Source organism: Streptomyces sp. PKA51, assembly GCF_057552455.1.
The window spans coordinates 135,981-157,637 of the sequence record NZ_BAAJPZ010000004.1; the positions used below are offsets into that span (position 1 = coordinate 135,981).

The window sequence follows — 21,657 nt, forward strand, 5'->3', positions numbered from 1 at the left end:
ACCTGTCAGCAACACATCAAATACTCTCCGTTACCGCGGGTAGGAAACGGGGCGCGGTCGGGCTCCGGTGCTCGGATACGCTAAAGGGGCACGTACACCTGAAAACACTGCGACCAGGGAGCAGCCGCAATGGCTCGACACCTCATCACCAGCGCCCTTCCGTACATCAACGGGATCAAGCACCTGGGCAACATGGTGGGGTCCATGCTCCCGGCGGACGTGTACGCGCGCTTCCTGCGGCAGACCGGCCGCGAGACGCTGTACATCTGCGCGACCGACGAGCACGGCACCCCGGCCGAGCTGGCGGCGAAGGACGCCGGGCTGCCGGTGGACACCTTCTGCGGGCAGCAGCACGACGTGCAGAAGGCGATCTACGACGGCTTCCACATCTCGTTCGACTACTTCGGCCGCAGCTCCTCGCCGGAGAACCACGAGATCACCCAGCACTTCGCGCGTCAGCTGCAGAAGAACGGGTTCATCGAGGAGCGCGCGATCCGCCAGGTCTACTCCCTGGCCGACGGCCGCTTCCTGCCCGACCGGTACATCGTCGGCACCTGCCCGCACTGCGGCTACGACAAGGCGCGCGGCGACCAGTGCGAGAACTGCACCCGCGTGCTGGACCCGACCGACCTGATCGACGCGCGCTCGGCGATCAGCGGCAGCAGCGAGCTGGAGGTGCGCGAGACCAAGCACCTGTTCCTGCTGCAGTCGAAGCTGCAGGGCGAGGTCGAGGCGTGGATCGACGAGCACGGCAAGGACTGGCCGCTGCTGGCCTCCTCCATCGCCCGCAAGTGGCTGACGGAGGGCCTGAACGACCGGGCGATCACCCGTGACCTCGACTGGGGCGTGCCGGTCCCGGCGGACACCTGGCCGGAGCTGGCGGCCGAGGGCAAGGTCTTCTACGTGTGGTTCGACGCGCCCGTGGAGTACATCGGCGCCACCAAGGAGTGGGCCGGCCAGGACCCGGCGAACCGCGACTGGAAGTCGTGGTGGTACGAGGCCGGCGACGTGCGCTACACGCAGTTCATGGCCAAGGACAACGTGCCCTTCCACACCGTGATGTTCCCGGCCACGGAGCTGGGCACCCGGGAGCCGTGGAAGAAGGTCGACTACGTCAAGGCCTTCAACTGGCTGACGTACTACGGCGGCAAGTTCTCCACCTCGCAGCAGCGCGGCATCTTCACCGACGCCGCACTGGAGCTGCTGCCGGCCGACTACTGGCGCTACTTCCTGATGGCGAACGCCCCGGAGTCGGACGACTCGTCCTTCACCTGGGAGCACTTCGCCGGCACGGTCAACAAGGACCTCGCCGACACCCTCGGCAACTTCGTCAACCGTGTGCTGTCGTTCTCGCGCAAGCGCTTCGGCGAGAGCGTCCCGGCCGGTCTGGAGGAGGGCGAGGCCGAGGCCGAGCTCGGCCGCCAGGTCGCCGAGCTGCTCGCCGAGTACGAGCGGTACATGGAGGAGCTGCAGTTCCGCAAGGCCGCGCAGGCGCTGCGCGCGCTGTGGAGCGCGGGCAACTCCTACCTGGAGACCAAGGCCCCCTGGCTGGAGATCAAGACCGACCCCGAGGCCGCGGCGCTGACCCTGCGCACCGCGATGAACCTCATCCACCTCTACGCGGTGGTCTCCGAGCCGTTCATCCCGGCCTCCGCGGCGGCCATGCGCTCGGCGTTCGCGCTGCCGGAGGACTCGGCGGCCGCCACCGCGACGTGGGTGACGGCGGACGAGGCGAAGTCGCTGACGTTCGTCCCGGCGGGCACCGCGTTCAGCGTGCCGCCGGTGCTCTTCGCGAAGATCACCGAGGAGGACCTGGAGTCCTACCGCGAGCGCTTCGGCGCCGCCGACGAGGCGTAACGACGTACGCGTAAGGGCCCCGGAACCGTGCGGTTCCGGGGCCCTCATGCATGCGTTGATCCATCGGCAATCGTTCGTTGAGCGCCGCCCCGCACGCTGAAGGCGTCCTTTCGGCGTGATTGAGGAAGAGCAGTGTTCGCAGTGTTCGACGAAGGCATCACCGTAAGCGTCCACGGCGGCGACGAGCTGGGCCGGTACCGGGTCGTCCGGCAGCTGCGCGCCCTCGCGGGCATCGGCGTCGTCGCGGCGGACGACGGCACCGCGGCCGTCGACGTCCTCCTGCTGTCGCGGCACGACCCCGACGCCCCGGCCCGGCTGCGGGCGATGGTCCGCGCGAACCGCGCCCCGCTGCTCGTGGTCGCCGACGACCTGGGCCCGGCGGAGCTGATGGCGGTCGGGGAGTACGGCGTGCAGTCCGTGCTGTGGCGCGAGCGGCTGACCCCGGGCCGGCTCTCGCGCGCCGTGCACAACGCGGCCGGCTGCTGCCCGAGAGTCCCGCTGCCCCTGGCCCTGGTGTGAGGCCGTCATGCCGAAGGCCGGCCGGGCTGCTGCCCGGCCGGCCTTCGGTGCACGTGCGGTGCGACTACTTCGTCGGCTTGTACGGGGTCGGCTTGGCCGCGCCCTTGTAGATGCTCAGGTGGAGCTCCTTCAGGCGGGCGTCGTCGACCTCGCTGGGGGCGCCCATGAGCAGGTCCTGGGCGTTGCCGTTGAGCGGGAAGGCGATGGTCTCGCGGATGTTGGGCTCGTCGGCCAGCAGCATCACGATGCGGTCGACGCCCGGGGCGATGCCGCCGTGCGGCGGGGCGCCGAACTTGAAGGCGCGCAGCATGCCGCCGAACTCGCGCTCGACGTCCTCGTTGCTGTAGCCGGCGATCTCGAACGCCTTGTACATGACGTCGGGCTCGTGGTTGCGGATGGCGCCGGAGGACAGCTCGACGCCGTTGCAGACGATGTCGTACTGCCAGGCGAGGATGTCCAGCGGGTCCATGCTCTCCAGGGCCGCAAGGCCGCCCTGAGGCATGGAGAACGGGTTGTGGGAGAACTCGATCTGCCCGGTGTCCTCGTTCTTCTCGAACATCGGGAAGTCGACGATCCAGCAGAACCGGAAGACGTTCTCCTCGAACTGGCCGGCCCGCTTGGCGGCCTCGACGCGCACCGCGCCCATGATCTTGGAGACCTCGTCGACGTCGCCCGCGCCGAAGAACACGGCGTGGCCGGCCTCCAGGCCGAGGCGCTCGGTGAGGGCCTTGACGTCGTCCTCGGTGAGGAACTTGGCGATCGGGCCGGACAGCTGGCCGCCCTCGCCGACGCGGATCCAGGCCAGGCCCTTGGCGCCCTGCTCGACCGCGAAGTCGCCGAGGCCGTCGAAGAACTTGCGCGGCTGGTCCTGGACGGCCGGCACCGGCAGGGCCCGCACGTGCTTGCCGGCGAACGCCTTGAACTCCGAGCCCGCGAAGACGTCGCTGACGTCGGCCAGCTCCAGCTTGGCGCGCAGGTCCGGCTTGTCGGAGCCGTACTTGAGCATCGCCTCGCGGAAGGGGATGCGCGGGAAGGGGGAGGTGACGTGGCGGCCGCCGCCGAACTCCTCGAAGAGCTCGGTCATGACCTTCTCGATCACCTGGAAGACGTCCTCCTGCTCGACGAAGGACATCTCCACGTCGAGCTGGTAGAACTCGCCCGGCGAGCGGTCGGCGCGGGCGTCCTCGTCGCGGAAGCAGGGCGCGATCTGGAAGTAGCGGTCGAAGCCGGCGATCATCAGCAGCTGCTTGAACTGCTGCGGGGCCTGCGGCAGGGCGTAGAAGCGGCCGGCGTGCAGGCGCGAGGGCACCAGGAAGTCGCGCGCGCCCTCGGGGGAGGTGGCGGACAGGATCGGGGTGGCCAGCTCGTTGAAGCCGAGCGCGGTCATCTTCTCGCGCATGGCGCGGATGACGGCGGTGCGCAGCATGATGTTGCGGTGCATGCGCTCGCGGCGCAGGTCGAGGAAGCGGTACTCCAGACGGCGCTCCTCGTTCACCCCGTCCTCGGCGTTGATGGTGAAGGGGATCTGCTCGGCGGCGCCGAGCACCTCCACCTCGGCGACCTCGATCTCGATCTCGCCGGTGGGCAGGTCGGGGTTGACGTTGTCGGCGCCGCGGCTGACGACCTTGCCGTCGATGCGCACGACGGTCTCCTTGGTCAGGTGGCCGAGCGCCTCGTTGGCCGGGGTGCCGGGGCGCGCCACCAGCTGGACCAGGCCGTAGTGGTCACGCAGATCGATGAAGAGGATGCCGCCCAGGTCGCGCCGATTGTGCAGCCAGCCACTGAGCCGCACGTCGGTGCCGACGTCGGCCGCACGGAGCTCGCCGCAGGTGTGGGACCGGTAACGATGCATCGTTCATCCAAGTCGTGGTCGAAGGCGTGGAGTGTGCGCATACAGCACCAGGCAAGGGTACTGCCCCTCGCATACCATCAGTGGTCCGCTACGGCCGTACCTGCATAAAGTGGGGCAATGCGCACTGAGGACGTACTGGCCGCCGTCCAGACCGGCCTGTGGTACTGGGACACCGCCTCGCGCACCGTCACCTTCGACGCCGAAGGCGCCCGGCTCATGGGCCTGCCGCCCACCCGGGTGGAGCTGACCGAGTCCGGCGTCCGCGCCCGCTTCCACGCCGTGGACTGGGTGGAGGTCCAGGGCATCATCAGCCTCGCCGCCGCCGAGGGCACCCTCGCCGAGGCCCGGCTGCGGGTCGTGGACGAGGACGGCAGGGTGCTGCGGACCGTGCGCAGCCGCACCCGGCCGTACGGCATCGGGCCCGCCGCCCGCCTCGTCGGCACGCTGGAGGAGGTCCCCGCGCCCCAGCCCGGCACCTCCGCCGCCCGCAGCACCGTCACCGGCGACTGGCGGCGCAACCGCGAGGCGTTCCTGCTGGACGCCGGCCGGGCGCTGGCGGAGGCCCGCTCCACCTCCGAGGTGCTGCGGGTCGCGGCCACCTTGTCCATGCCGGGCTTCGAGCCCTCGGGCCTGGCCGTCTTCGTCGGCGAGGCCGGCCGGGTCAAGCTCATCGGGCAGCACGGCTACGCCCCCGGCGACATGGACGCCTTCATGGACCAGCCCATGGGGGCCGGCGCCCCGGCCGCCGAGGTCATCCGCACCGGCCGCGCCGTGTACCTGCCCTCCCCCGAGGACTACCGGCGCCGCTTCCCCGAGATCTACCCGATGGTCGAGCGCTTCGGCCGCCGGTCCTGGGCCTTCCTGCCGATGATCAACGCCGGGCGGACCATCGGCGCCTGGATGGCCGGCTTCTCCGTCCCGGTCTCCTTCACCCCCGACGAGCGCTCGGTGCTCGCCACCGTCGCCCGGATGCTCGCCCAGGCGCTCGGGCGCGCCAGCGTGCACGAGTCCGAGCGCGAGCTCACCGTGGGCCTGCAGCGCTCGATGATGCCCACCGTCCAGCCCGACATCCCCGGCATGTCGGTGGCCGCGCGCTACGTGCCCACCGGCGGCGGGCTGGAGGTCGGCGGCGACTGGTACGACATGATCCCACTGCCCGGCGGCACCTCCGAGGACGGCGCCTCCACCGGCGGCCGGCTCGCCCTCGTCATCGGCGACGTCCAGGGTCACGACGTACGGGCCGCGGGGCTCATGGGCCAGCTGCGCATCGCCCTGCGCGCCTACGCCTCCGAGGGCCACCACGCGGACGCCGTGCTCTCGCGCGCCTCGCGCTTCCTGGCCGGCATCAACGGTGCCGACGAGGACGCGGACCCGCGCTTCGCCACCTGCCTGTACATCGAGGTCTACCCCAGCAGCGGACTGCTCGTTATCGCCCGGGCCGGCCACCCCGACCCGGCGATCCGGCTCAGCGACGGCACCCTGCTCGTACGCCCCACGGCCGGCGGGCTGCCGCTGGGCATCGTGCCGGACGCCGACTACCCCACGACGCGGATCGTGCTGGAGCCCGGCGAGACCATGCTGGTGTGCACCGACGGGCTCATCGAGACCGGCGGCCACGACCTGGAGACCGGCTGGATGCGGCTGCGGCAGATCATCGAGGACCACGGCACGGGCCCCGACGGCGCCGAGGACCTCGAACAGCTCGCCGACGACCTCGTGCAGGCCGTCCACGGCCCGCCCTCGCACTACACCACCGGCCCGCTCATCGACCGGCGCGAGGACGACATCGCCCTGCTGCTCCTGCGCCGCGACCTGCCCGAGGGCGCGGGCGCGGTGCCGTGCCCGCCGCGGCGCACGGTCATGAGCATCGCCCAGGCCGAGCCGGAGCGCATCGCCGAGGCCCGCCACCAGGTGCGCGAACTGCTGCACGACTGGCCCGACGAGGAGCAGCGCGACTCGGCGGTGCTGATGGTCTCCGAGCTCATCACCAACGTGCTCGTGCACACCGACGGCGACGCCCTGCTGATCGCCGAGCTGTCCGGCGCCCCCGGCACCCGCTGCCTGCGGGTGAGCGTCGCGGACGCCAGCGACGAGCTCCCCCACCGCCGCCACCCCGGCGAGATGGCGTCCTCCGGCCGCGGCCTGGTCCTGCTCGAACTCCTGGCCGGCGCCTGGGGCGTGGACCCCCAGGGCGCGGGCAAGAGCATCTGGTTCGAGCTGTACGAGGCCGCGGCCGCGGCGGAGGCCCGGTTCGAGGCGGTGACGTAGCCGGCGTCACGCGAAGATGCGTCACGCGAAGGTGGTCGTCCAGCCCTCCTGGCGCACCTGCTCGTCGGTGTAGGCCACGCCGTGCACCTTCAGGCCCACCGGATCGAGCAGGCTGAGCGCCCCGCCCGTCCGGCTGAGCCGCAGTCCGTCGCCGCCCTCGACGGTGACCGTACTGCCGGCGGCGAGGCGGCGCGAGGGGAGCGGCCGGACGTGGCCGCGCTCGTCGGCCAGCCGCCAGCCGCCCAGGTCGACGGTGTGCGCGGAGGCGTTGAGCAGCGTGACCGACTGGCCGTCCGGCCCCGCGGACACCCCGACCCGGGCCGCCACGATGCGCACCGGCGCCTCGTGCTCCCCGGGCGGGGACGGCGGGCCGATGCTGTGGCCCTGGTCGTCGGTGTGCCAGGACTGCGACTGGAAGGCGAGGAAGATCGCCACCCAGCGGTGCTCGGCGGAGAAGTGGAAGAGCAGTCCGCCGTCCTGCCAGATGCCGTCGTCGGGGCGGTGCTTGACGCCGTTGCCCTGGTTCATGTGGATGTCGTGGACGCCGGGGCCCTGGTGGCTGTGCCTGCGGGCCATGAAGCGGACGAGCCTGCGCAGCAGGGAGACCCGTCCGAAGCGCTGGCCGAAGGCGTAGACGGCCACCGTGGGGTCGGCGATGGCGCGGTCCGTGTAGTGCTCCAGGAAGTCCTCCAGGTCGTTGTCCACTCCCTGGACGTCCGGTGGCAGCACCCGCATCCGGGTGGGGTCGAACAGATTGCCGCGGACGTAGTCGAGGGCGCCCGTGCCCGCCTGCGAGGCCAGCGGGTGCCAGCCGCTGCCCGCCGGCGGCAGGAGGTCCGTCACCGGGTGGCGGAAGTCGTCGTCCGCAAGGAACAGCAGCTGGGAGGGGGCCGTGTCGGACAGGACGTTCACCGGCACCTGGTAGCGGGTGCCGGCGTTGTCCTCCATGAACAGCTGGAAGTGCGGCTTGTCACTGGTGCCGGGTTCCCGGCGCTTGCCGGTCGCACGGCCCGTCACCACTCCGTAGGGGCTGATGGTCATGCCTGGGACCTCCGTTCCTGGAGGAGTCCGCTGGGGATGCCCGTCCCTTCCACCGTGCCCCCGACGGGGGCACGGCACCACTCGGCTCGGGGCCGCGGGGTCCCCGGCTCAGGCCGCCGGGATCGTGCCCAGCCGTCCGGCCTGGAAGTCCTCGAAGGCCTGGGCCAGCTCGGCGTGGGTGTTCATCACGAACGGCCCGTAGTGCATCATCGGCTCGCGGATCGGCAGGCCGCCGAGCAGGACCACCTCGAAGTTCTCCGTGCGGGTCTCCTGGGCGGCGTCGGCGCGGACGACGAGGGTGTCGCCCTCGCCGAAGACGACCGCCTGCCCCATCCGGAACGGGCGGCCCTCGGTGCCGGCCGAGCCGTGGCCGGCCAGGCCGTAGGCGAGCGCGTTGAAGTCGGACCGCCAGGGCAGCGTCAGCTGCGCGCCGGGGCTCAGGGACGCGTGGATCATCGTGATCGGCGTGTGGGTCGCGCCCGGGCCCTCGTGGCCCGCGACGTCGCCGGCGATCAGGCGGACGAGCGCGCCGCCGTCCTCGGAGGCGAGCAGTTTGACGCTGCCGCCGCGGATGTCCTGGTACTTCGGCGCGATCATCTTGTCGGCGGCCGGCAGGTTGACCCACAGCTGGAGGCCGTGGAACAGCCCGCCGCTGATCACCAGGTCCTCGGGCGGGGTCTCGATGTGCAGCAGGCCGGAGCCGGCGGTCATCCATTGGGTGTCGCCGTCGGTGATCACGCCACCGCCGCCGTGGGAGTCCCGGTGGATGAAGGTGCCGTCGATGATGTAGGTGACGGTCTCGAAGCCGCGGTGCGGGTGCCAGGGGGTGCCCTTGGGCTCGCCGGCCGCGTAGTCCACCTCGCCCATCTGATCCATCATGATGAACGGGTCGAGGTGGCGGTAGGGGATCCCCGCGAAGGCACGGCGGACGGGGAAGCCCTCGCCCTCGAAGCCGCTGGGCGCGGTGGCGACGTGCACCACGGGGCGCGGGGCGCCGCCGGCGGGCGCGGTGACGCGCGGCAGGGCCAGCGGGTTGGTTGCGGTGACTGCGGGCATGGATGGCCTCCTCGGTCGTACCCCCAATTTAGTTGAATCCTTAACAACAGGCAAGGGCGACACATTCCCGGCCCCTCCTCCGTCCGGCGGGTTCCCCCAGAAGGAGGCACACTTGATCAATGCGCTCCCGTCTCAGAGCCCGCGGCGTCCTCGCCGTCGCCGCCCTCGCGCTGGTTCTGGCCGCCGTCGCCCTGCTCGTGGCGCACCGCGGCCTGGCCACGGACGCGCCACTGGCGGCCGGGGACGGCAAGGGGCACTACGCCCAGCCCCGGCAGGTCGCCGAGCGCAGCGCGCAGCGCATGAAGGAGGCCGTGCGCGAGGGCGGGCAGCGCCCGCTGGGCGCCCCGCAGGCGGCCGCCACCGAGGACGGCGCGGCGGCCGAGGCCGCCCCCTCGCCGGCGGTCGGCCCGCTGTTCTACACGGCGCAGGACGAGCCGGTTCACGGCTGCACGGCGAGCGTCGTCCACAGTGCGGCCGGCGACCTGGTGGTCACCGCGGCGCACTGCGTGTACATGGACGGCTTCCGCACGGACCTGGCCTTCGTCCCCGGCTACGACCGGGGTGCGGCGCCGTACGGGGTGTGGGTGCCCCGGTCGATCGACGTGGCCCCGGAATGGACCGAGGACCGCGACCCCGACTACGACGTGGCGTTCCTGCGGATGGAGCCCGCCGAGGGCGACGGCTCACTCGAACGGGCGACCGGCGCGGCCCGCATCCGCTTCGACCCGCCGGCGCGGGGCCCGGCCCGGGTGCTGGGCTACCCCAACGACGGGGAGCGGCCGGTGGCCTGCCGCGGCACGACGCAGGCCGAGGGCGCCACGCAGCTGCGCTTCGACTGCGAGGGCCTGCTCAACGGCACCAGCGGCAGCCCGTTCCTGGCGGACGACGGCGCGACGCTGGTGGGCGTACTGGGCGGCAAGGACGAGGGCGGCGACGAGGAGACCTCGTACACCGCGTACTTCGGTGACGCGGTGGCGCGTCTTTACCGCCGTGCGACGGACGGATAGCCCGGCATCGGCCGTCTACGGGGCAATGGCGTCTAGCCGTACATCCGGCGCATGGCGAAGTCCACCATCTGTTCGACGGACTTCGCGTCGAAGACGATGCGGTGGTCCCCCTCCATGTCGAGGACGAAGCCGTACCCGGTCGGCAGCAGGTCGAGCACCTCGGCGCCGGTGATCACGAAGTACTTCGACTCCTTGCCCGCGTAGCGCCGCAGCTCCTTCAGCGAGGTGAACATCGGGATCACCGGCTGCTGGGTGTTGTGCAGGGCGAGGAAGCCGGGGTTGTCGCCGCGCGGGCAGTAGACCTTGGAGCCGGAGAAGACGGTCTGGAAGTCCTCGGCGGACATCTGGCCGGTGGTGAAGGCGCGCACGGCATCCGCGAGGGACGGGGGCGACGGCTCGGGGTAGAGCGGCTGTTCGCCGTAGCCGCCCGGCTGCTGCGGAGGCGCGTAACCCTGCTGTGCCGCGGTCTGGTCGTAGCCGTACATGGGCCAAAGCGTAAAGGGTCACAGTTGGCCGATCGGGTCTTGCATCTTATTACCGACGGGTAGCATCATGCTGCTTACTGACCGGTACGCACAGAGGAACGCCCTCCCGTCACCTACGGAGCCGTCTGTCATGGGCCACTACAAGTCGAATCTTCGCGACATCGAGTTCAACCTCTTCGAGGTCCTCGGCCGCGACAAGCTGTACGGCACCGGTCCCTTCGGGGAGATGGACGTCGAGACGGCGAAGAGCATCCTGTCGGAGATCACGCGCCTTTCCGAGAACGAACTGGCCGAGTCCTTCGCCGACGCCGACCGCACCCCCCCGGTCTTCGACCCGGAGACCAACACCGCCCCGGTCCCCGAGACGTTCAAGAAGAGCTACCAGGCGTACATGGACGCCGAGTGGTGGCGCCTGGGCATCCCGGAGGAGATCGGCGGCACCACCGCGCCGCGCTCGCTGATCTGGGCGTACGCCGAGTCCATCCTGGGCTCGAACCCCGCGATCTGGATGTACTCCTCGGGCCCGGCCTTCGCCGGCATCCTCTTCGAGGAGGGCAACGAGCAGCAGAAGCACATCGCCAAGCTCGCCACCGAGAAGCAGTGGGGCTCCACCATGGTCCTCACCGAGCCGGACGCCGGCTCGGACGTGGGCGCCGGCCGCACCAAGGCCGTGCAGCAGGAGGACGGCTCCTGGCACATCACCGGCGTCAAGCGCTTCATCACCTCCGGTGAGCACGACATGGCGGAGAACATCCTCCACTACGTCCTCGCCCGCCCCGAGGGCCACGGCCCGGGCACCAAGGGCCTGTCCCTCTTCCTCGTGCCGAAGTACGAGTTCGACTTCGAGACCGGCGAGCTGGGCGAGCGCAACGGCGTCTACGCCACCAACGTCGAGCACAAGATGGGCCTGAAGGCCTCCAACACGTGCGAGATGACCTTCGGCGACAAGCACCCCGCCAAGGGCTGGCTCATCGGCGACAAGCACGACGGCATCCGCCAGATGTTCCGCATCATCGAGTTCGCCCGCATGATGGTCGGCACGAAGGCGATCGCCACCCTCTCCACCGGTTACCTCAACGCGCTGGAGTACGCCAAGGAGCGCGTGCAGGGCACCGACCTGGCGCACTTCATGGACAAGACCGCGCCCAAGGTCACCATCACCCACCACCCCGACGTGCGCCGCTCCCTGATGACGCAGAAGGCGTACGCGGAGGGCATGCGCGCCCTCGTGCTGTACACCGCCGCCGTCCAGGACGAGATCCAGGTCAAGGAGGCCGCGGGCGAGGACGCCAAGGCCCTGCACGGCCTGAACGACCTGCTCCTGCCGATCGTCAAGGGCTACGGCTCGGAGAAGTCCTACGAGCAGCTCGCCCAGTCCCTGCAGACCTTCGGTGGCTCCGGCTACCTGCAGGAGTACCCGATCGAGCAGTACATCCGCGACTCCAAGATCGACACGCTCTACGAGGGCACCACCGCCATCCAGGGCCAGGACTTCTTCTTCCGCAAGATCGTCCGCGACCAGGGCCAGGCCATGACCACCCTGTCCGAGGAGATCAAGAAGTTCCTGGCCGAGGCCGCCGGCGGCGAGGAGCTCGCCGAGGCCCGCGAGAAGCTCGCCAAGGCCGCCGTCGACCTGGAGGGCATCGTCGGCGCCATGCTGACCGACCTCGCCGCCACCGAGCAGGACGTGAAGTCCATCTACAAGGTGGGCCTGAACACCACCCGCCTGCTGATGGCCTCGGGCGACGTCGTCGTCGGCTACCTGCTGCTGCGCGGTGCCGCCGTGGCCGCCGAGAAGCTGCCGACCGCCTCCGCCAAGGACAAGGCGTTCTACACCGGCAAGATTGCCGCGGCGAAGTTCTTCGCCGACACGGTCCTGCCGGGCGTGGCCACCGAGCGCGTCCTCGCCGAGAGCGTCGACCGCTCCCTGATGGAGCTGGACGAGGCCGCCTTCTAAGGCCCTCCCACCGATGGATCACCGGGCAGGAGCCGGGCTCCCGAAAGGGCAGCCCGGCTCTTGCCCCCATCTTTATGCTGCTGGCATGAGCTCTGCGCACCGCTTCGACCGCGGCCACACCGACGACCTGATGTCCTTCCTCGCCGCCAGTCCCTCCCCGTACCACGCGGTGGCCACCACCGCCGAGCGACTGCAGAAGGCCGGCTTCCACGAGGTCGCCGAGACCGACGCCTGGGACGGACAGGCCGGCGGGAAGTTCGTGCGGCGCGGCGGCGCGATCATCGCCTGGTACGTGCCGGAAGGCGCCACCCCCGCCTCCCCGTTCCGCATCGTCGGTGCGCACACCGACTCGCCGAACCTGCGCGTCAAGCCGCTGCCCGACACCGGTGCGCACGGCTGGCGGCAGGTGGCCGTGGAGCTCTACGGCGGCACCCTGCTCAACACCTGGCTCGACCGCGACCTCGGCCTGTCCGGACGGCTGACGCTGCGCGACGGCAGCCACCGGCTCGTGGTCGTCGACCGCCCGCTGCTGCGCGTGCCGCAGCTGGCCATCCACCTCGACCGGGGCGTCAACCAGGACGGCCTGAAGCTGGACAAGCAGCGCCACATGACGCCCATCTGGGGCCTCGGCGACGTCCACGAGGGCGACCTGATCCGCTTCGTCGCCGAGGAGGCCGGCGTCGCCGCCGACGAGGTGGCCGGCTGGGACCTGATGACGCACAGCGTCGAGGCGCCCGCCTACCTCGGCCGCGACCGCGAGCTGCTCGCCGGCCCGCGCATGGACAACCTGCTCTCCGTGCACGCCGGCGTCGCCGCCCTCACCGCCGCCGCCACCTCCGCCAGCCTGCCCTCCATCCCCGTCCTGGCCGCCTTCGACCACGAGGAGAACGGCAGCCAGTCCGACACCGGCGCCGAGGGCCCCCTGCTGGGCACCGTGCTGGAGCGCTCCGTCCTCGCCCGCGGCGGCACGTACGAGGACCGCGCCCGCGCCTTCGCCGGCACCGTGTGCCTGTCCTCCGACACCGGCCACGCCGTCCACCCCAACTACCCCGAGCGCCACGACCCCGGCCACCACCCCATGCCCAACCGCGGCCCGATCCTCAAGGTCAACGTCAACCAGCGCTACGCCACCGACGGCCACGGACGGGCCCTCTTCGCCGCCGCGTGCGAGCGCGCCGGCGTGCCGTGGCAGCACTTCGTCTCCAACAACTCCATGCCCTGCGGCACCACGATCGGTCCCATCACCGCAGCGCGGCACGGCATCACCACCGTCGACATCGGCGTGGCGATCCTGTCCATGCACTCCGCCCGCGAACTGTGCGGCTCCGACGACCCGCACCTCCTGGCTTCCGCACTGACCGCCTTCCTGGAAGGCTGACCCCACACACCCGCACCCGCCACCGCACCGTTCCCACTCCCCCGGGGGAAGCACCATGACCACCCGCACCCTGCGGATCGCCGTCGCCGCCCTCACGACCGCGGCCGCCCTCACCCTGACCGCCTGCGGCGGCGGCTCGGACTCCGGGAGCGGCCAGGCCGAGGACGAGCAGCAGGCCGCCGCCACCGGCAGCCCCTCCGCCGCCCCGGAGCCGCAGACCCTCGCCGGGGACGAGGGCGGCGAGGGCGGGGAGGACGACGGCGAGGCCGGCACCACGGTCGACGACAAGGCGGGGGAGAAGGGCGACGCCTGCGGCCCCGGGGCGGTCAAGATCGAGGTCAAGGCCGTGAGCTCGCCGGCCCACCACGTGGTGCTGGTGGCCACCAACACCTCCGACGCCGCCTGCGTCGCCTACGGCTTCCCCTTCCTGCGCTTCGACCAGGACCAGGCGACGGTGGGCGTCGAGGAGAAGAGCAGGACGCAGGGCAGGCTCACCCTCGCCCCCGGCAAGTCCGCCTACGCCGGGGTGCTGGCCTCCTCCGCGGACGGCTCCGGCGGCAGCGGCCACGACGCCGAACAGATCTCGGTGAGCTTCCAGACCCCGGCCGGCGAACCGCTCTCCAGCGAGCCCGCCCACCCCGACCTGCCCGGCGGCACCCTGCGCGTCGACGACACCGCCCGCACGACGTACTGGCAGCCGGACGAGGCCTCCGCCCTCAAGTGGTGAACCCCGGCATGGGCGCGAACAGGCCGGGTAGCCGCACTCATGCCCGGCCGGTCACCACCGGCGAGCCGATCGCATGGGAGGCTTCCGCATGGGCATGGGATGGTGCGTCGCCCTGATAGCCGTGGGCGGCATCCTCACGTTCGCCGTCGACTGGCACGTCGACGGGGTCAACCTGCCGCTCGTGGGCCTGATGCTGATGGCCGCGGGCATCCTGGGCCTCGCCGCCTACATCAGCATCTTCAAACGCCGCCGGACGCAGCCGCCGCCCCCGGCCGCGCCGGTCGTCGAGGAGGACCACCGCATCGTGCGGTGACGCTCCGCCGCGCCCGCGATCCGGCCTCGCCCGGGCCTCGGGGTGGCGCGTCGACTGCGGGCCGTCGGTGGCCGATCGCGCCCACGCGGCGGCAGCCGCAGATCGACACCGCCCCGCGCCCCTGACGGGCGTCCCGTAGGGGCGCGGGGAACTGCGCGACAAGCCACGACGCACCCGCAGGCGGGGTGCCGTGTTGCCGCCCCGTAGGGGCACTGCATGATCCGCCCGACGGGCTCAAGGCCCGCGCAGGCCGTCGCGTCAGTCGTCCAGGCCCGCCAGCACCAGCGGCAGCCGCTCGGCGCCGCCCGGCGCCACCCGCACCGGCACGCCCCAGTCCTGCTGGTGGACGTGGCACGCCGGGTACTCGTTCGCGGGGTCGTCGTCGCAGGACGCCGCCATCGCCGAGACGTGCAGCACCCCCTCGGCCACTCCGTCGGCCAGCACCAGTTCGCGGCGCAGATCGCTGCCCTGGCCGGCGCCCTCCGCCAGCAGCTCCGGCGGCGTCGAGCTCACCAGCAGCCGCGTGGACGGCCCGTAGCGCGTGTCCAGCTTCTGCCCGGCCGGGGCCTGGAAGACCACGTCCAGCAGCAGCTTCCCGCCGGCGACCGCCGTCGCCTCCCGCTGCGTGCGGTGCGCCACCGCCTCCACCCGTACGGCCTCCTCGGGCAGCCGCAGTCGCGTCAGCCGGTGCCGGGCGGACTCCACGACGACGATGTCGTCGTCGACGAGCACCGCGTCGGAGGGCTCGCGCAGGTCCGTGGCCAGCGTGGTGACCTCGTCCGCGACCGGGTCGTAGCGGCGCAGCGCATGGTTGTAGGTGTCGCAGACGGCCACCGAGCCGTCGGGCAGGGCGGTCACACCCAGCGGGTGCTGCAGCAGCGCCTGGCCGGCCGCGCCGTCGCGGTGCCCGAAGTCGAACAGGCCGGTGCCCACTGCGGTGCGTACCGCGTAGCCCTCGCCGTCCCGCTCGACGTAGCGCAGCGCCGAGGTCTCGGAGTCGGCGACCCACAGCCGCTCGCCGGCCGCCGCGAGCCCGGAGGGCTGGGCGAACCACGCCTGAGCGGCGGGCCCGTCGACCAGGCCCTCGTTGGTGGTGCCCGCGGCGACGGCGACGGTGCCGGCGGCCGGGTCGTACGTCCACAGCTGGTGGACGCCGGCCATGGCGATCCAGACGCGGCCGTCGAACCAGGCCACGTCCCACGGGGAGGACAGGTCCACCTCGCGGGCCGGGCCGTCGGTGGGCGATCCCTGCCACCACTGCCGTCCGGTGCCGGCGACGGTGGCGACGAGGCCGGTGGCCGGGTCGTACGTGCGCAGGGCGTGGTTGACGGTGTCGGCGACGACGACCGTGCCGTCGGGCAGCAGGGCGAGCCCCTGCGGCTCACTGAAGCGCGCCGCCTCGGCGGGCCCGTCGGCCAGGCCCCGCTCGCCGCTGCCGATGCGGCGCACCACGCTCTCCCCGTCGGGCGCGAGCTCGACGAGCGCGTGCCGCGTGGAGTCGGAGACGAGCAGGTTGCCGCCGGGCAGCACGAGGGCCTTGCCGGGGAACCGCAGGTCGCCCGCGACCGGCTCGGGCGCCACGTACGGCCCGTCGCCGCGCCGCAGCGTGCCCTTGGCCCCGTGCTCGGCCTCCAGCTCCTCGACCAGGCGCGCGATCGCGTGCGCGTGCCCCTCCCCGGCGTGCTGGGCGACCACGTACCCCTCGGGGTCGATCACCACGAGCGTGGGCCAGGCCCGCACGGCGTACTGCTTCCACGTCGCGAGCTCGGGGTCGTCGAGCACGGGGTGGTGCACCTGGTAGCGCTCCACGGCGTCGACGACCGACTGATGGTCGGCCTCGTGCACGAACTTCGGCGAGTGCACCCCGATGACGACGACGGTGTCCCGGTGCTTCTCCTCCAGCTCGCGCAGCTCGTCGAGGACGTGCAGGCAGTTGATGCAGCAGAAGGTCCAGAAGTCGAGGATCACGATCTTGCCGCGCAGCCCGGCGAGCGTCAGCTGCTCGCCTCCGGTGTTGAGCCAGCCGCCCTTTCCGGTCAGCTCGGGGGCACGGACGCGGGCACGACGCGGGGCGGGGGAGGCAGCGTTCATGTCACCAGGGTGCCATCCGTTGATGAACGCAGGATCACATCGGTTTGTCCACGGCGTCCACGGCCGGGAGCGTTCCACATGGCGGACAGGGACTCATCACGCATCTGTGTTGTATCTATGCTGTGCGCATGCCGAGCGCCTCCACCGTCCAGGTCAGACGTCCCGCCGCCGCCGAACGCGTCTACGCGCACGTCAAGGACGCCGTACTGCAGCGGCGTTACGAAGGGGGCACGCTCCTCACCGAAGGCGACCTGGCCGAGGAGGTCGGGGTCTCGCGCACGCCCGTGCGGGAGGCGTTGCTGCGGCTGGAGGGCGAGGGGCTGCTCAAGCTCTACCCCAAGAAGGGGGCGCTCGTGCTGGCCGTGTCGGCGCAGGAGATCGCGGACGTGGTGGAGACGCGGCTGCTGGTGGAGAAGCACGCGGTGGCCAGGTCCGTGCCGGCGCCGCCGGAGCTGCTGAGGCGGCTGGAGCGGCTGGTGGCGGACATGCGGCGGCAGGCCGCGGCCGGTGATCTGGCCGCCGTCTCGCACAGCGACCGCGCCTTCCACGCCGAGATCGTGCGCAACGCCGGCAACCGCATCCTGGCCGGTCTGTACGAGCAGTTGCGCGACCGCCAGCTGCGCATGGGCGTGGCCGTCATGCACGCCCACCCCGACCGGATCGCCAAGAACATCGCGGAGCACACCGAGATCCTCGAAGCGCTGCGCGCGGGGGACACCGACGCGGCGACCGCCGTCGTCGACCGGCACATCGGCTGGGTGCGCAACCTCGCGCGCGGGGACGAGCGGTGAGCCGGGCCGCCGACCCGCCCGGCGGCCGCCGGGCGGTCTTCGTGTGGGGCATCGGCGTCGCCGTCTACTTCGTCGCCATCATCTTCCGCACGAGCCTGGGCGTCGCGGGCATCGACGCGGCGGCGCGCTTCCACATCAACGCCTCGGCGCTGTCGACGTTCTCCATACTCCAGTTGCTGGTCTACGCGGGCATGCAGATACCCGTCGGCCTGATGGTGGACCGGCTGGGCACCAAGAAGGTGCTGGCGCTGGGCACCGTGCTGTTCACCGTGGGGCAGCTGGGGTTCGCGCTGTCCCATGCGTACGCCATGGCACTGGCCTGCCGGGCGCTGCTGGGCTGCGGGGACGCCATGACGTTCATCAGCGTGCTGCGGCTGGGGGCGCGCTGGTTCCCCGCCCGCACCGGGCCGCTGATCGCGCAGGTCGCCGCGCTGTTCGGGATGGCCGGCAACCTCGTCTCCACGCTCGTGCTGGCCCGGCTGCTGCACGACGAGGGCTGGACGGCGACGTTCACGGGCAGTGCGGCGGCGGGGCTGATCGTGCTCGTCCTGCTGCTGGTCTTCCTCAAGGACCACCCCGAGGGCCATGCCCCGGCCCCCGGCGCACGCCCCGGGCACGGCGGCGTCGGGCGGCAGATCGCCGGCGCCTGGCGGGAGCCGGGCACCCGGCTGGGCATGTGGGTGCACTTCACCACGCAGTTCCCGGCGATGGTCTTCCTGCTGCTGTGGGGCATGCCGTTCCTGGTCGAGGACCAGCACCTGACGCGCGGTACGGCCGGCTCGCTGCTGACGCTGGTGGTGCTGGCCAACATGGCCGTCGGCCTCGTCTACGGGCAGGTCATCGCCCGCCATCACGCGGCGCGGCTGCCGCTGGCCCTCGGCACGCTCGGTGCGACCGCCCTGCTGTGGACGGCGGTGCTGTGCTGGCCGGGCCGGGCGCCGATGGCGCTGCTGGTGGCGCTGTGCGTGGTGCTGGGGGCCTGCGGGCCGGCGTCGATGATCGGCTTCGACTTCGCGCGGCCCGCCAATCCCCCCGAGCGCCAGGGCACCGCCTCCGGCATCGTGAACATGGGCGGCTTCATCGCCTCGATCACCACCCTGCTGGCGGTGGGCCTGCTGCTGGACGCCACCGGCGAGGACTTCCGCACGGCGTTCGCCTCGGTCTTCGTGCTGCAGGCCCTGGGCCTGACGCAGATCCTCCGGTTGCGCGGGCGGGCGCGGCGGCGCGAGCGGGAGCGGATCGTGGCCTCGCGCGTGGAGACCGTGCACGTGCCCGTGCCGCACAGCGGCACCACCAACTGACGGCTGCCGGCGGGCCGTCAGGGAGTGACGGCGAAGGAGTGCAGGATCCGCTGCGCCAGCCCCTCGTCCCCCTCGATCTTGACGCTGTCGGCCACCGCCCCGGGACGCACCCGGCCGCAGGCCAGGCGGGCGTACGTCTCCCAGTCCAGGCCGAGCGTCAGGGTGGGCCCGAGCGAGACGCGGGTGTCGACGGTCGCCTTGCCCTGCGGGCCGACCCGTACGGTCCGCAGGAACTCCAGGGGGCCGTGCACGTCGAAGACGACGACCGAACCGGCGGGCGCGCCCGCGTCCCGGGCGACGACGGTGGGCAGGGCCTCCAGCAGGACGTCGCGGCTGATGGCGGCGGCGGGCGAGTCGAGGTTGCCGGGGACGCCCAGGGCGCGGCGCAGGTCCTGTTCGTGCGCCCACACGTCGAACGCCCGCATGGTCAGGGTGCGTTCGAGCGTGCGCTCGGTGCCGCTGCCCAGCGGCCAGCGCACGACGGCCTGCGGCGAGCGGTGCTCGCCCCGCAGCTGCCGCGAACGCCGGATGATCGTCAGCTCCAGCTCGGAGGTCATCTCCGGCGCGGTGTGGCAGCGCCGCACATCGACCTGCACCTCGATGTAGCGGGTGAACTCGTCGGTGACGTGGCGCAGATCGCGCGGCAGGGTGTGAATGGGCCGGGGTTCGCCCAGCATTTCGCACTCGACGCCGATGATGTGCGAGACGACGTCGCGCACCGACCAGCCGGGGCATTCGGTGGCCCGGTTCCAGTCGCTCTCGGCAAGGGGTTTGACCAACTCGTTGACGGATTCGACGCAGTGGGTCCAGGCGTCGATCGCGGGCTGCAGACTCGGGTGGACGGTCACGGGCGGTTCCCTCGGCGGTGCTGGTGCGTGCGTGGGCGCGTGCGTACGTACGTGGCAAGTGGCGGGGAGCAAGTGCTGCGTGGGTTCTCACCGGCTAAGTTACGCTGCGACAGGTCGCCCCGGCAGAGGTTTCGGGCGAGGGACGGGGAGAGTGGTGGTACTGTGCGCGCCTCATTGATCCAGCTGGGTGTCGGCACCGACGAGTCCGTCGCCGCGCGCCGCGAGCGCGCCGCGGACCTGGTGCGCGGCCTGGACGGCAGCGACCTCGTCGTCCTGCCGGAGTTGTGGACGGTCGGCGCGTTCGCGTACGAGGCGTACGCCGCGGAGGCCGAGACGCCGGACGGGCCGACGGCCGCGGTCATGGCACGGGCCGCGCGCGAGGCCGGGGTGTGGCTGCACGCCGGTTCCGTCGTCGAGCGGGACGCCGAGGGCCGGCTCTACAACACCTCCCTGGTCTTCTCCCCCGCCGGCGAACTCGCCGCGACCTACCGGAAGATCCACCGCTTCGGCTTCGACGAGGGCGAGGCCGTGCTGATGGCCGCGGGCACCGAGCCCACCACCGTCCGCCTGGCGGACACCACGGTCGGCCTGGCCACCTGCTACGACCTGCGCTTCCCCGAGTTGTTCCGCTCCCTGGTCGACGCCGGCGCCGAAGCCTTCGTCGTCCCGGCGGGCTGGCCGGCCCGGCGCCGCGAGCACTGGACGCTGCTGGCCCGCGCCCGCGCCGTGGAGAACCAGTCCTACGTCCTGGCCTGCGGCACCGCCGGCACCCACGCGGGCGTCCCCCAGGCCGGGCACAGCCTCGTCGTCGACCCGTGGGGCGAGGTGCTGGCGGAGGCCGGCGAGCAGGAGGAGATCCTCACCGTGGACCTCGACCCGGCCCGAGTGGCCAGGACCCGCGAGGACTTCCCGGCCCTGAAGGACCGCGTCCTGCGCTAGCGCCCCGTAGGGGCGCGGGGCAGTGCCCGATCTGCGGCTGCCGCCGCGTGGGCGCGATCGGCCGGCGACGGCCCGCAGAGGGGTGCCGTGTTGCGCCCGGGGCCCGGGGTGGTGTGTCAGCTGCGGCCCGTCGCCGGCCGATCGCGCAGTTCCCCGCGCCCCTACGGGGCACTGCATGATCCGCCGGGCAGGCCCTGGGGCAGTGCCCCGTCAGGGGCGCGGGGAACTGCGCGACAAGCCACGACGCGCCCGCAGACGAGGCGCCCCGGGGCCGCGCGACCGGCCCTACTCGGTCGGGCCGTCGGCCGGGGTGATGAAGACGAAGCGCAGGTCCATGCGCTGTATCGGCAGCAGGACGTGGCTGGTCACCCGCACCTCCGCGTGGTCGTGGTACGGCAGGCGCAATCGGAAGACGTGGCCGTCGCGGTGTTCGACGACGTCGAACTCCTCGGCCCAGATGCGCCGGCAGTCGGCGTCTGCCTCCAGGATCTCGCTCACGAGGGCGCGCAGCGCGGCGTCGGTGGGGTTGCTGTTGGCGGCAACGCGCAGCATCGCGAGGTAGACGCGGGCGCAGCTGTCCTCCCAGTCGAGCATCTGCTCGCGGGCCTCGGGGTGCAGCAGGGCCCAGCGCATGAGGTTGGGCCGGGGCCGCAGCACCCACGGGAACCACGCGCCCATCAGGGTGTTGGCGGCCACGATGTTCCAGGCGCCGTCGGAGAGGTAGGCCGGGTAGGTGACCTGTTGTTCGAGCAGGGCGCGCACGCCCCGGGGCAGGTCGCCGCAGGCTTCGGCGGGCCGGGGCGGGCGGCGGCCGGTGACGGCGAGGAAGAGGGTCAGGGTCTCGTCCTCGCTCAGCCGCAGGGCGGCGGCGACGCGCAGCAGGAAGCCTTCGGAGAAGTCCTGGCGCCGGCCGGCCTCCAGGGCGCGGTACCACCCCTCGCTGACGCCCGTCATCCGGGCGACATGCTGCTGCGAGAGCCGGCGCCCGGGGCGGGGGTGGACGTAGCGCAGTTCCGGGACGGTCCGGGCGTCGACGCGTGCGCGCCAGGCCCGCAGCAGGCGGCTGATGGATTCGCCGTCGTCGGCTCGACCAGCGGCGCCCTTCACGGCGGCCTCCCAATCCGACACTGCAAGTGTCGGTCAATCTTAAGTAAATTGCCCAGCACGGGCCATTCCACCCTCTGACAGGGTGGGGGCCCGAGGCCGCTCCGTACACGGAAACAGGGC

18 protein-coding genes are annotated in these 21,657 nt (G+C 72.1%); 11 read left to right on the forward strand and 7 right to left on the reverse strand.

Features of this window, described 5'->3' with window-relative positions; translation table 11 throughout:
- Positions 1–129: 129 nt before the first annotated feature.
- Positions 130–1,857: a methionine--tRNA ligase gene (metG, locus tag AC27L3_RS07870; RefSeq protein ID WP_487233275.1), complete on the forward strand. Its 1,728-nt coding sequence runs from the start codon at positions 130–132 to the stop codon at positions 1,855–1,857.
- Positions 1,858–1,989: 132 nt separating this feature from the next.
- The gene (locus tag AC27L3_RS07875) at positions 1,990–2,376 is read left to right on the forward strand and encodes a DNA-binding response regulator (RefSeq protein ID WP_487233276.1); all 387 of its coding nucleotides are present in this window, start codon (positions 1,990–1,992) and stop codon (positions 2,374–2,376) included.
- Between the two features lie 64 nt (positions 2,377–2,440).
- Here AC27L3_RS07875 and aspS read toward each other — a convergent pair whose 3' ends face one another.
- Entirely contained in the window at positions 2,441–4,228 is a 1,788-nt protein-coding gene (aspS, locus tag AC27L3_RS07880) for an aspartate--tRNA ligase (protein WP_487233277.1), read from the reverse strand.
- 117 nt (positions 4,229–4,345) lie between these two features.
- On the opposite strand from aspS, the gene AC27L3_RS07885 reads away from it, so the two are divergent.
- Positions 4,346–6,496, forward strand: a complete 2,151-nt coding sequence (locus AC27L3_RS07885) for an ATP-binding SpoIIE family protein phosphatase (RefSeq protein WP_487233278.1) — start codon at positions 4,346–4,348, stop codon at positions 6,494–6,496.
- 21 nt (positions 6,497–6,517) lie between these two features.
- Here the strand turns inward: AC27L3_RS07885 and AC27L3_RS07890 are convergent, their stop codons facing one another.
- Together AC27L3_RS07890 and AC27L3_RS07895 are read right to left on the reverse strand one after the other, a co-directional pair.
- Positions 6,518–7,537 (reverse strand): DUF2278 family protein, encoded by a 1,020-nt coding sequence (locus tag AC27L3_RS07890; protein ID WP_487233279.1) that lies wholly within the window; start codon positions 7,535–7,537, stop codon positions 6,518–6,520.
- 108 nt (positions 7,538–7,645) lie between these two features.
- The gene (locus AC27L3_RS07895) at positions 7,646–8,593 is read right to left on the reverse strand and encodes a pirin family protein (RefSeq protein ID WP_487233280.1); all 948 of its coding nucleotides are present in this window, start codon (positions 8,591–8,593) and stop codon (positions 7,646–7,648) included.
- A gap of 119 nt (positions 8,594–8,712) precedes the next feature.
- Between AC27L3_RS07895 and AC27L3_RS07900 the strand changes: the two genes are divergently transcribed.
- The gene (locus tag AC27L3_RS07900) at positions 8,713–9,600 is read left to right on the forward strand and encodes a trypsin-like serine peptidase (protein WP_487233281.1); all 888 of its coding nucleotides are present in this window, start codon (positions 8,713–8,715) and stop codon (positions 9,598–9,600) included.
- A 32-nt stretch (positions 9,601–9,632) separates the two neighbouring features.
- On the opposite strand, the gene AC27L3_RS07905 is transcribed toward AC27L3_RS07900, so the two are convergent.
- Positions 9,633–10,085 carry an SseB family protein gene (locus AC27L3_RS07905; protein ID WP_344432935.1) on the reverse strand — a complete coding sequence of 151 codons (453 nt, stop codon included), beginning with the start codon at positions 10,083–10,085 and terminating at the stop codon, positions 9,633–9,635.
- A gap of 130 nt (positions 10,086–10,215) precedes the next feature.
- Between AC27L3_RS07905 and AC27L3_RS07910 the strand changes: the two genes are divergently transcribed.
- The 4 genes from AC27L3_RS07910 (at position 10,216) to AC27L3_RS07925 (ending at position 14,460) form a co-directional block, all read left to right on the forward strand.
- Entirely contained in the window at positions 10,216–12,042 is a 1,827-nt protein-coding gene (locus AC27L3_RS07910) for an acyl-CoA dehydrogenase (protein WP_487233282.1), read from the forward strand.
- A gap of 85 nt (positions 12,043–12,127) precedes the next feature.
- Positions 12,128–13,420 carry a M18 family aminopeptidase gene (locus AC27L3_RS07915; RefSeq protein WP_487233283.1) on the forward strand — a complete coding sequence of 431 codons (1,293 nt, stop codon included), beginning with the start codon at positions 12,128–12,130 and terminating at the stop codon, positions 13,418–13,420.
- 55 nt (positions 13,421–13,475) lie between these two features.
- Complete coding sequence (locus tag AC27L3_RS07920; protein WP_487233284.1) at positions 13,476–14,147, forward strand: DUF4232 domain-containing protein; 672 nt, start codon at positions 13,476–13,478, stop codon at positions 14,145–14,147.
- 88 nt (positions 14,148–14,235) lie between these two features.
- Complete coding sequence (locus AC27L3_RS07925; RefSeq protein ID WP_487233285.1) at positions 14,236–14,460, forward strand: DUF6458 family protein; 225 nt, start codon at positions 14,236–14,238, stop codon at positions 14,458–14,460.
- A 258-nt stretch (positions 14,461–14,718) separates the two neighbouring features.
- Here AC27L3_RS07925 and AC27L3_RS07930 read toward each other — a convergent pair whose 3' ends face one another.
- Positions 14,719–16,551, reverse strand: a complete 1,833-nt coding sequence (locus AC27L3_RS07930; RefSeq protein WP_487233286.1) for an NHL domain-containing thioredoxin family protein — start codon at positions 16,549–16,551, stop codon at positions 14,719–14,721.
- Positions 16,552–16,679: 128 nt separating this feature from the next.
- Between AC27L3_RS07930 and AC27L3_RS07935 the strand changes: the two genes are divergently transcribed.
- The gene (locus AC27L3_RS07935) at positions 16,680–17,342 is read left to right on the forward strand and encodes a GntR family transcriptional regulator (protein WP_487233287.1); all 663 of its coding nucleotides are present in this window, start codon (positions 16,680–16,682) and stop codon (positions 17,340–17,342) included.
- On the forward strand, positions 17,339–18,643 hold the full coding sequence (locus AC27L3_RS07940; RefSeq protein ID WP_487233288.1) for an MFS transporter: 1,305 nt from the start codon (positions 17,339–17,341) through the stop codon (positions 18,641–18,643). The genes AC27L3_RS07935 and AC27L3_RS07940 overlap by 4 nt, the downstream gene beginning before the upstream one ends.
- Positions 18,644–18,660: 17 nt before the next feature.
- Here the strand turns inward: AC27L3_RS07940 and AC27L3_RS07945 are convergent, their stop codons facing one another.
- Complete coding sequence (locus AC27L3_RS07945; RefSeq protein ID WP_487233289.1) at positions 18,661–19,491, reverse strand: maleylpyruvate isomerase family mycothiol-dependent enzyme; 831 nt, start codon at positions 19,489–19,491, stop codon at positions 18,661–18,663.
- A gap of 162 nt (positions 19,492–19,653) precedes the next feature.
- Here AC27L3_RS07945 and AC27L3_RS07950 point away from each other — a divergent pair, with 162 nt between their 5' ends.
- A complete protein-coding gene (locus tag AC27L3_RS07950; RefSeq protein WP_487233290.1) occupies positions 19,654–20,430 on the forward strand; it encodes a carbon-nitrogen family hydrolase in 777 nt (258 codons plus the stop codon).
- Positions 20,431–20,715: 285 nt separating this feature from the next.
- On the opposite strand, the gene AC27L3_RS07955 is transcribed toward AC27L3_RS07950, so the two are convergent.
- Entirely contained in the window at positions 20,716–21,537 is an 822-nt protein-coding gene (locus tag AC27L3_RS07955; RefSeq protein WP_487233291.1) for an MmyB family transcriptional regulator, read from the reverse strand.
- Between the last annotated feature and the right edge of the window lie 120 nt (positions 21,538–21,657).

Bases quoted from the DNA above. Each gene is read 5' to 3' on its own strand.
- aspS (WP_487233277.1), bottom strand. From the start codon at position 4,228: ATGCATCGTTACCGGTCCCACACCTGCGGCGAGCTCCGTGCGGCCGAC.
- AC27L3_RS07890 (WP_487233279.1), bottom strand. From the start codon at position 7,537: ATGACCATCAGCCCCTACGGAGTGGTGACGGGCCGTGCGACCGGCAAG.
- AC27L3_RS07900 (WP_487233281.1), top strand. From the start codon at position 8,713: ATGCGCTCCCGTCTCAGAGCCCGCGGCGTCCTCGCCGTCGCCGCCCTC.
- AC27L3_RS07905 (WP_344432935.1), bottom strand. From the start codon at position 10,085: ATGTACGGCTACGACCAGACCGCGGCACAGCAGGGTTACGCGCCTCCG.
- AC27L3_RS07910 (WP_487233282.1), top strand. From the start codon at position 10,216: ATGGGCCACTACAAGTCGAATCTTCGCGACATCGAGTTCAACCTCTTC.
- metG (WP_487233275.1), top strand. From the start codon at position 130: ATGGCTCGACACCTCATCACCAGCGCCCTTCCGTACATCAACGGGATC.
- AC27L3_RS07895 (WP_487233280.1), bottom strand. From the start codon at position 8,593: ATGCCCGCAGTCACCGCAACCAACCCGCTGGCCCTGCCGCGCGTCACC.
- AC27L3_RS07935 (WP_487233287.1), top strand. From the start codon at position 16,680: ATGCCGAGCGCCTCCACCGTCCAGGTCAGACGTCCCGCCGCCGCCGAA.
- AC27L3_RS07920 (WP_487233284.1), top strand. From the start codon at position 13,476: ATGACCACCCGCACCCTGCGGATCGCCGTCGCCGCCCTCACGACCGCG.
- AC27L3_RS07885 (WP_487233278.1), top strand. From the start codon at position 4,346: ATGCGCACTGAGGACGTACTGGCCGCCGTCCAGACCGGCCTGTGGTAC.
- AC27L3_RS07930 (WP_487233286.1), bottom strand. From the start codon at position 16,551: ATGAACGCTGCCTCCCCCGCCCCGCGTCGTGCCCGCGTCCGTGCCCCC.
- AC27L3_RS07915 (WP_487233283.1), top strand. From the start codon at position 12,128: ATGAGCTCTGCGCACCGCTTCGACCGCGGCCACACCGACGACCTGATG.
- AC27L3_RS07925 (WP_487233285.1), top strand. From the start codon at position 14,236: ATGGGCATGGGATGGTGCGTCGCCCTGATAGCCGTGGGCGGCATCCTC.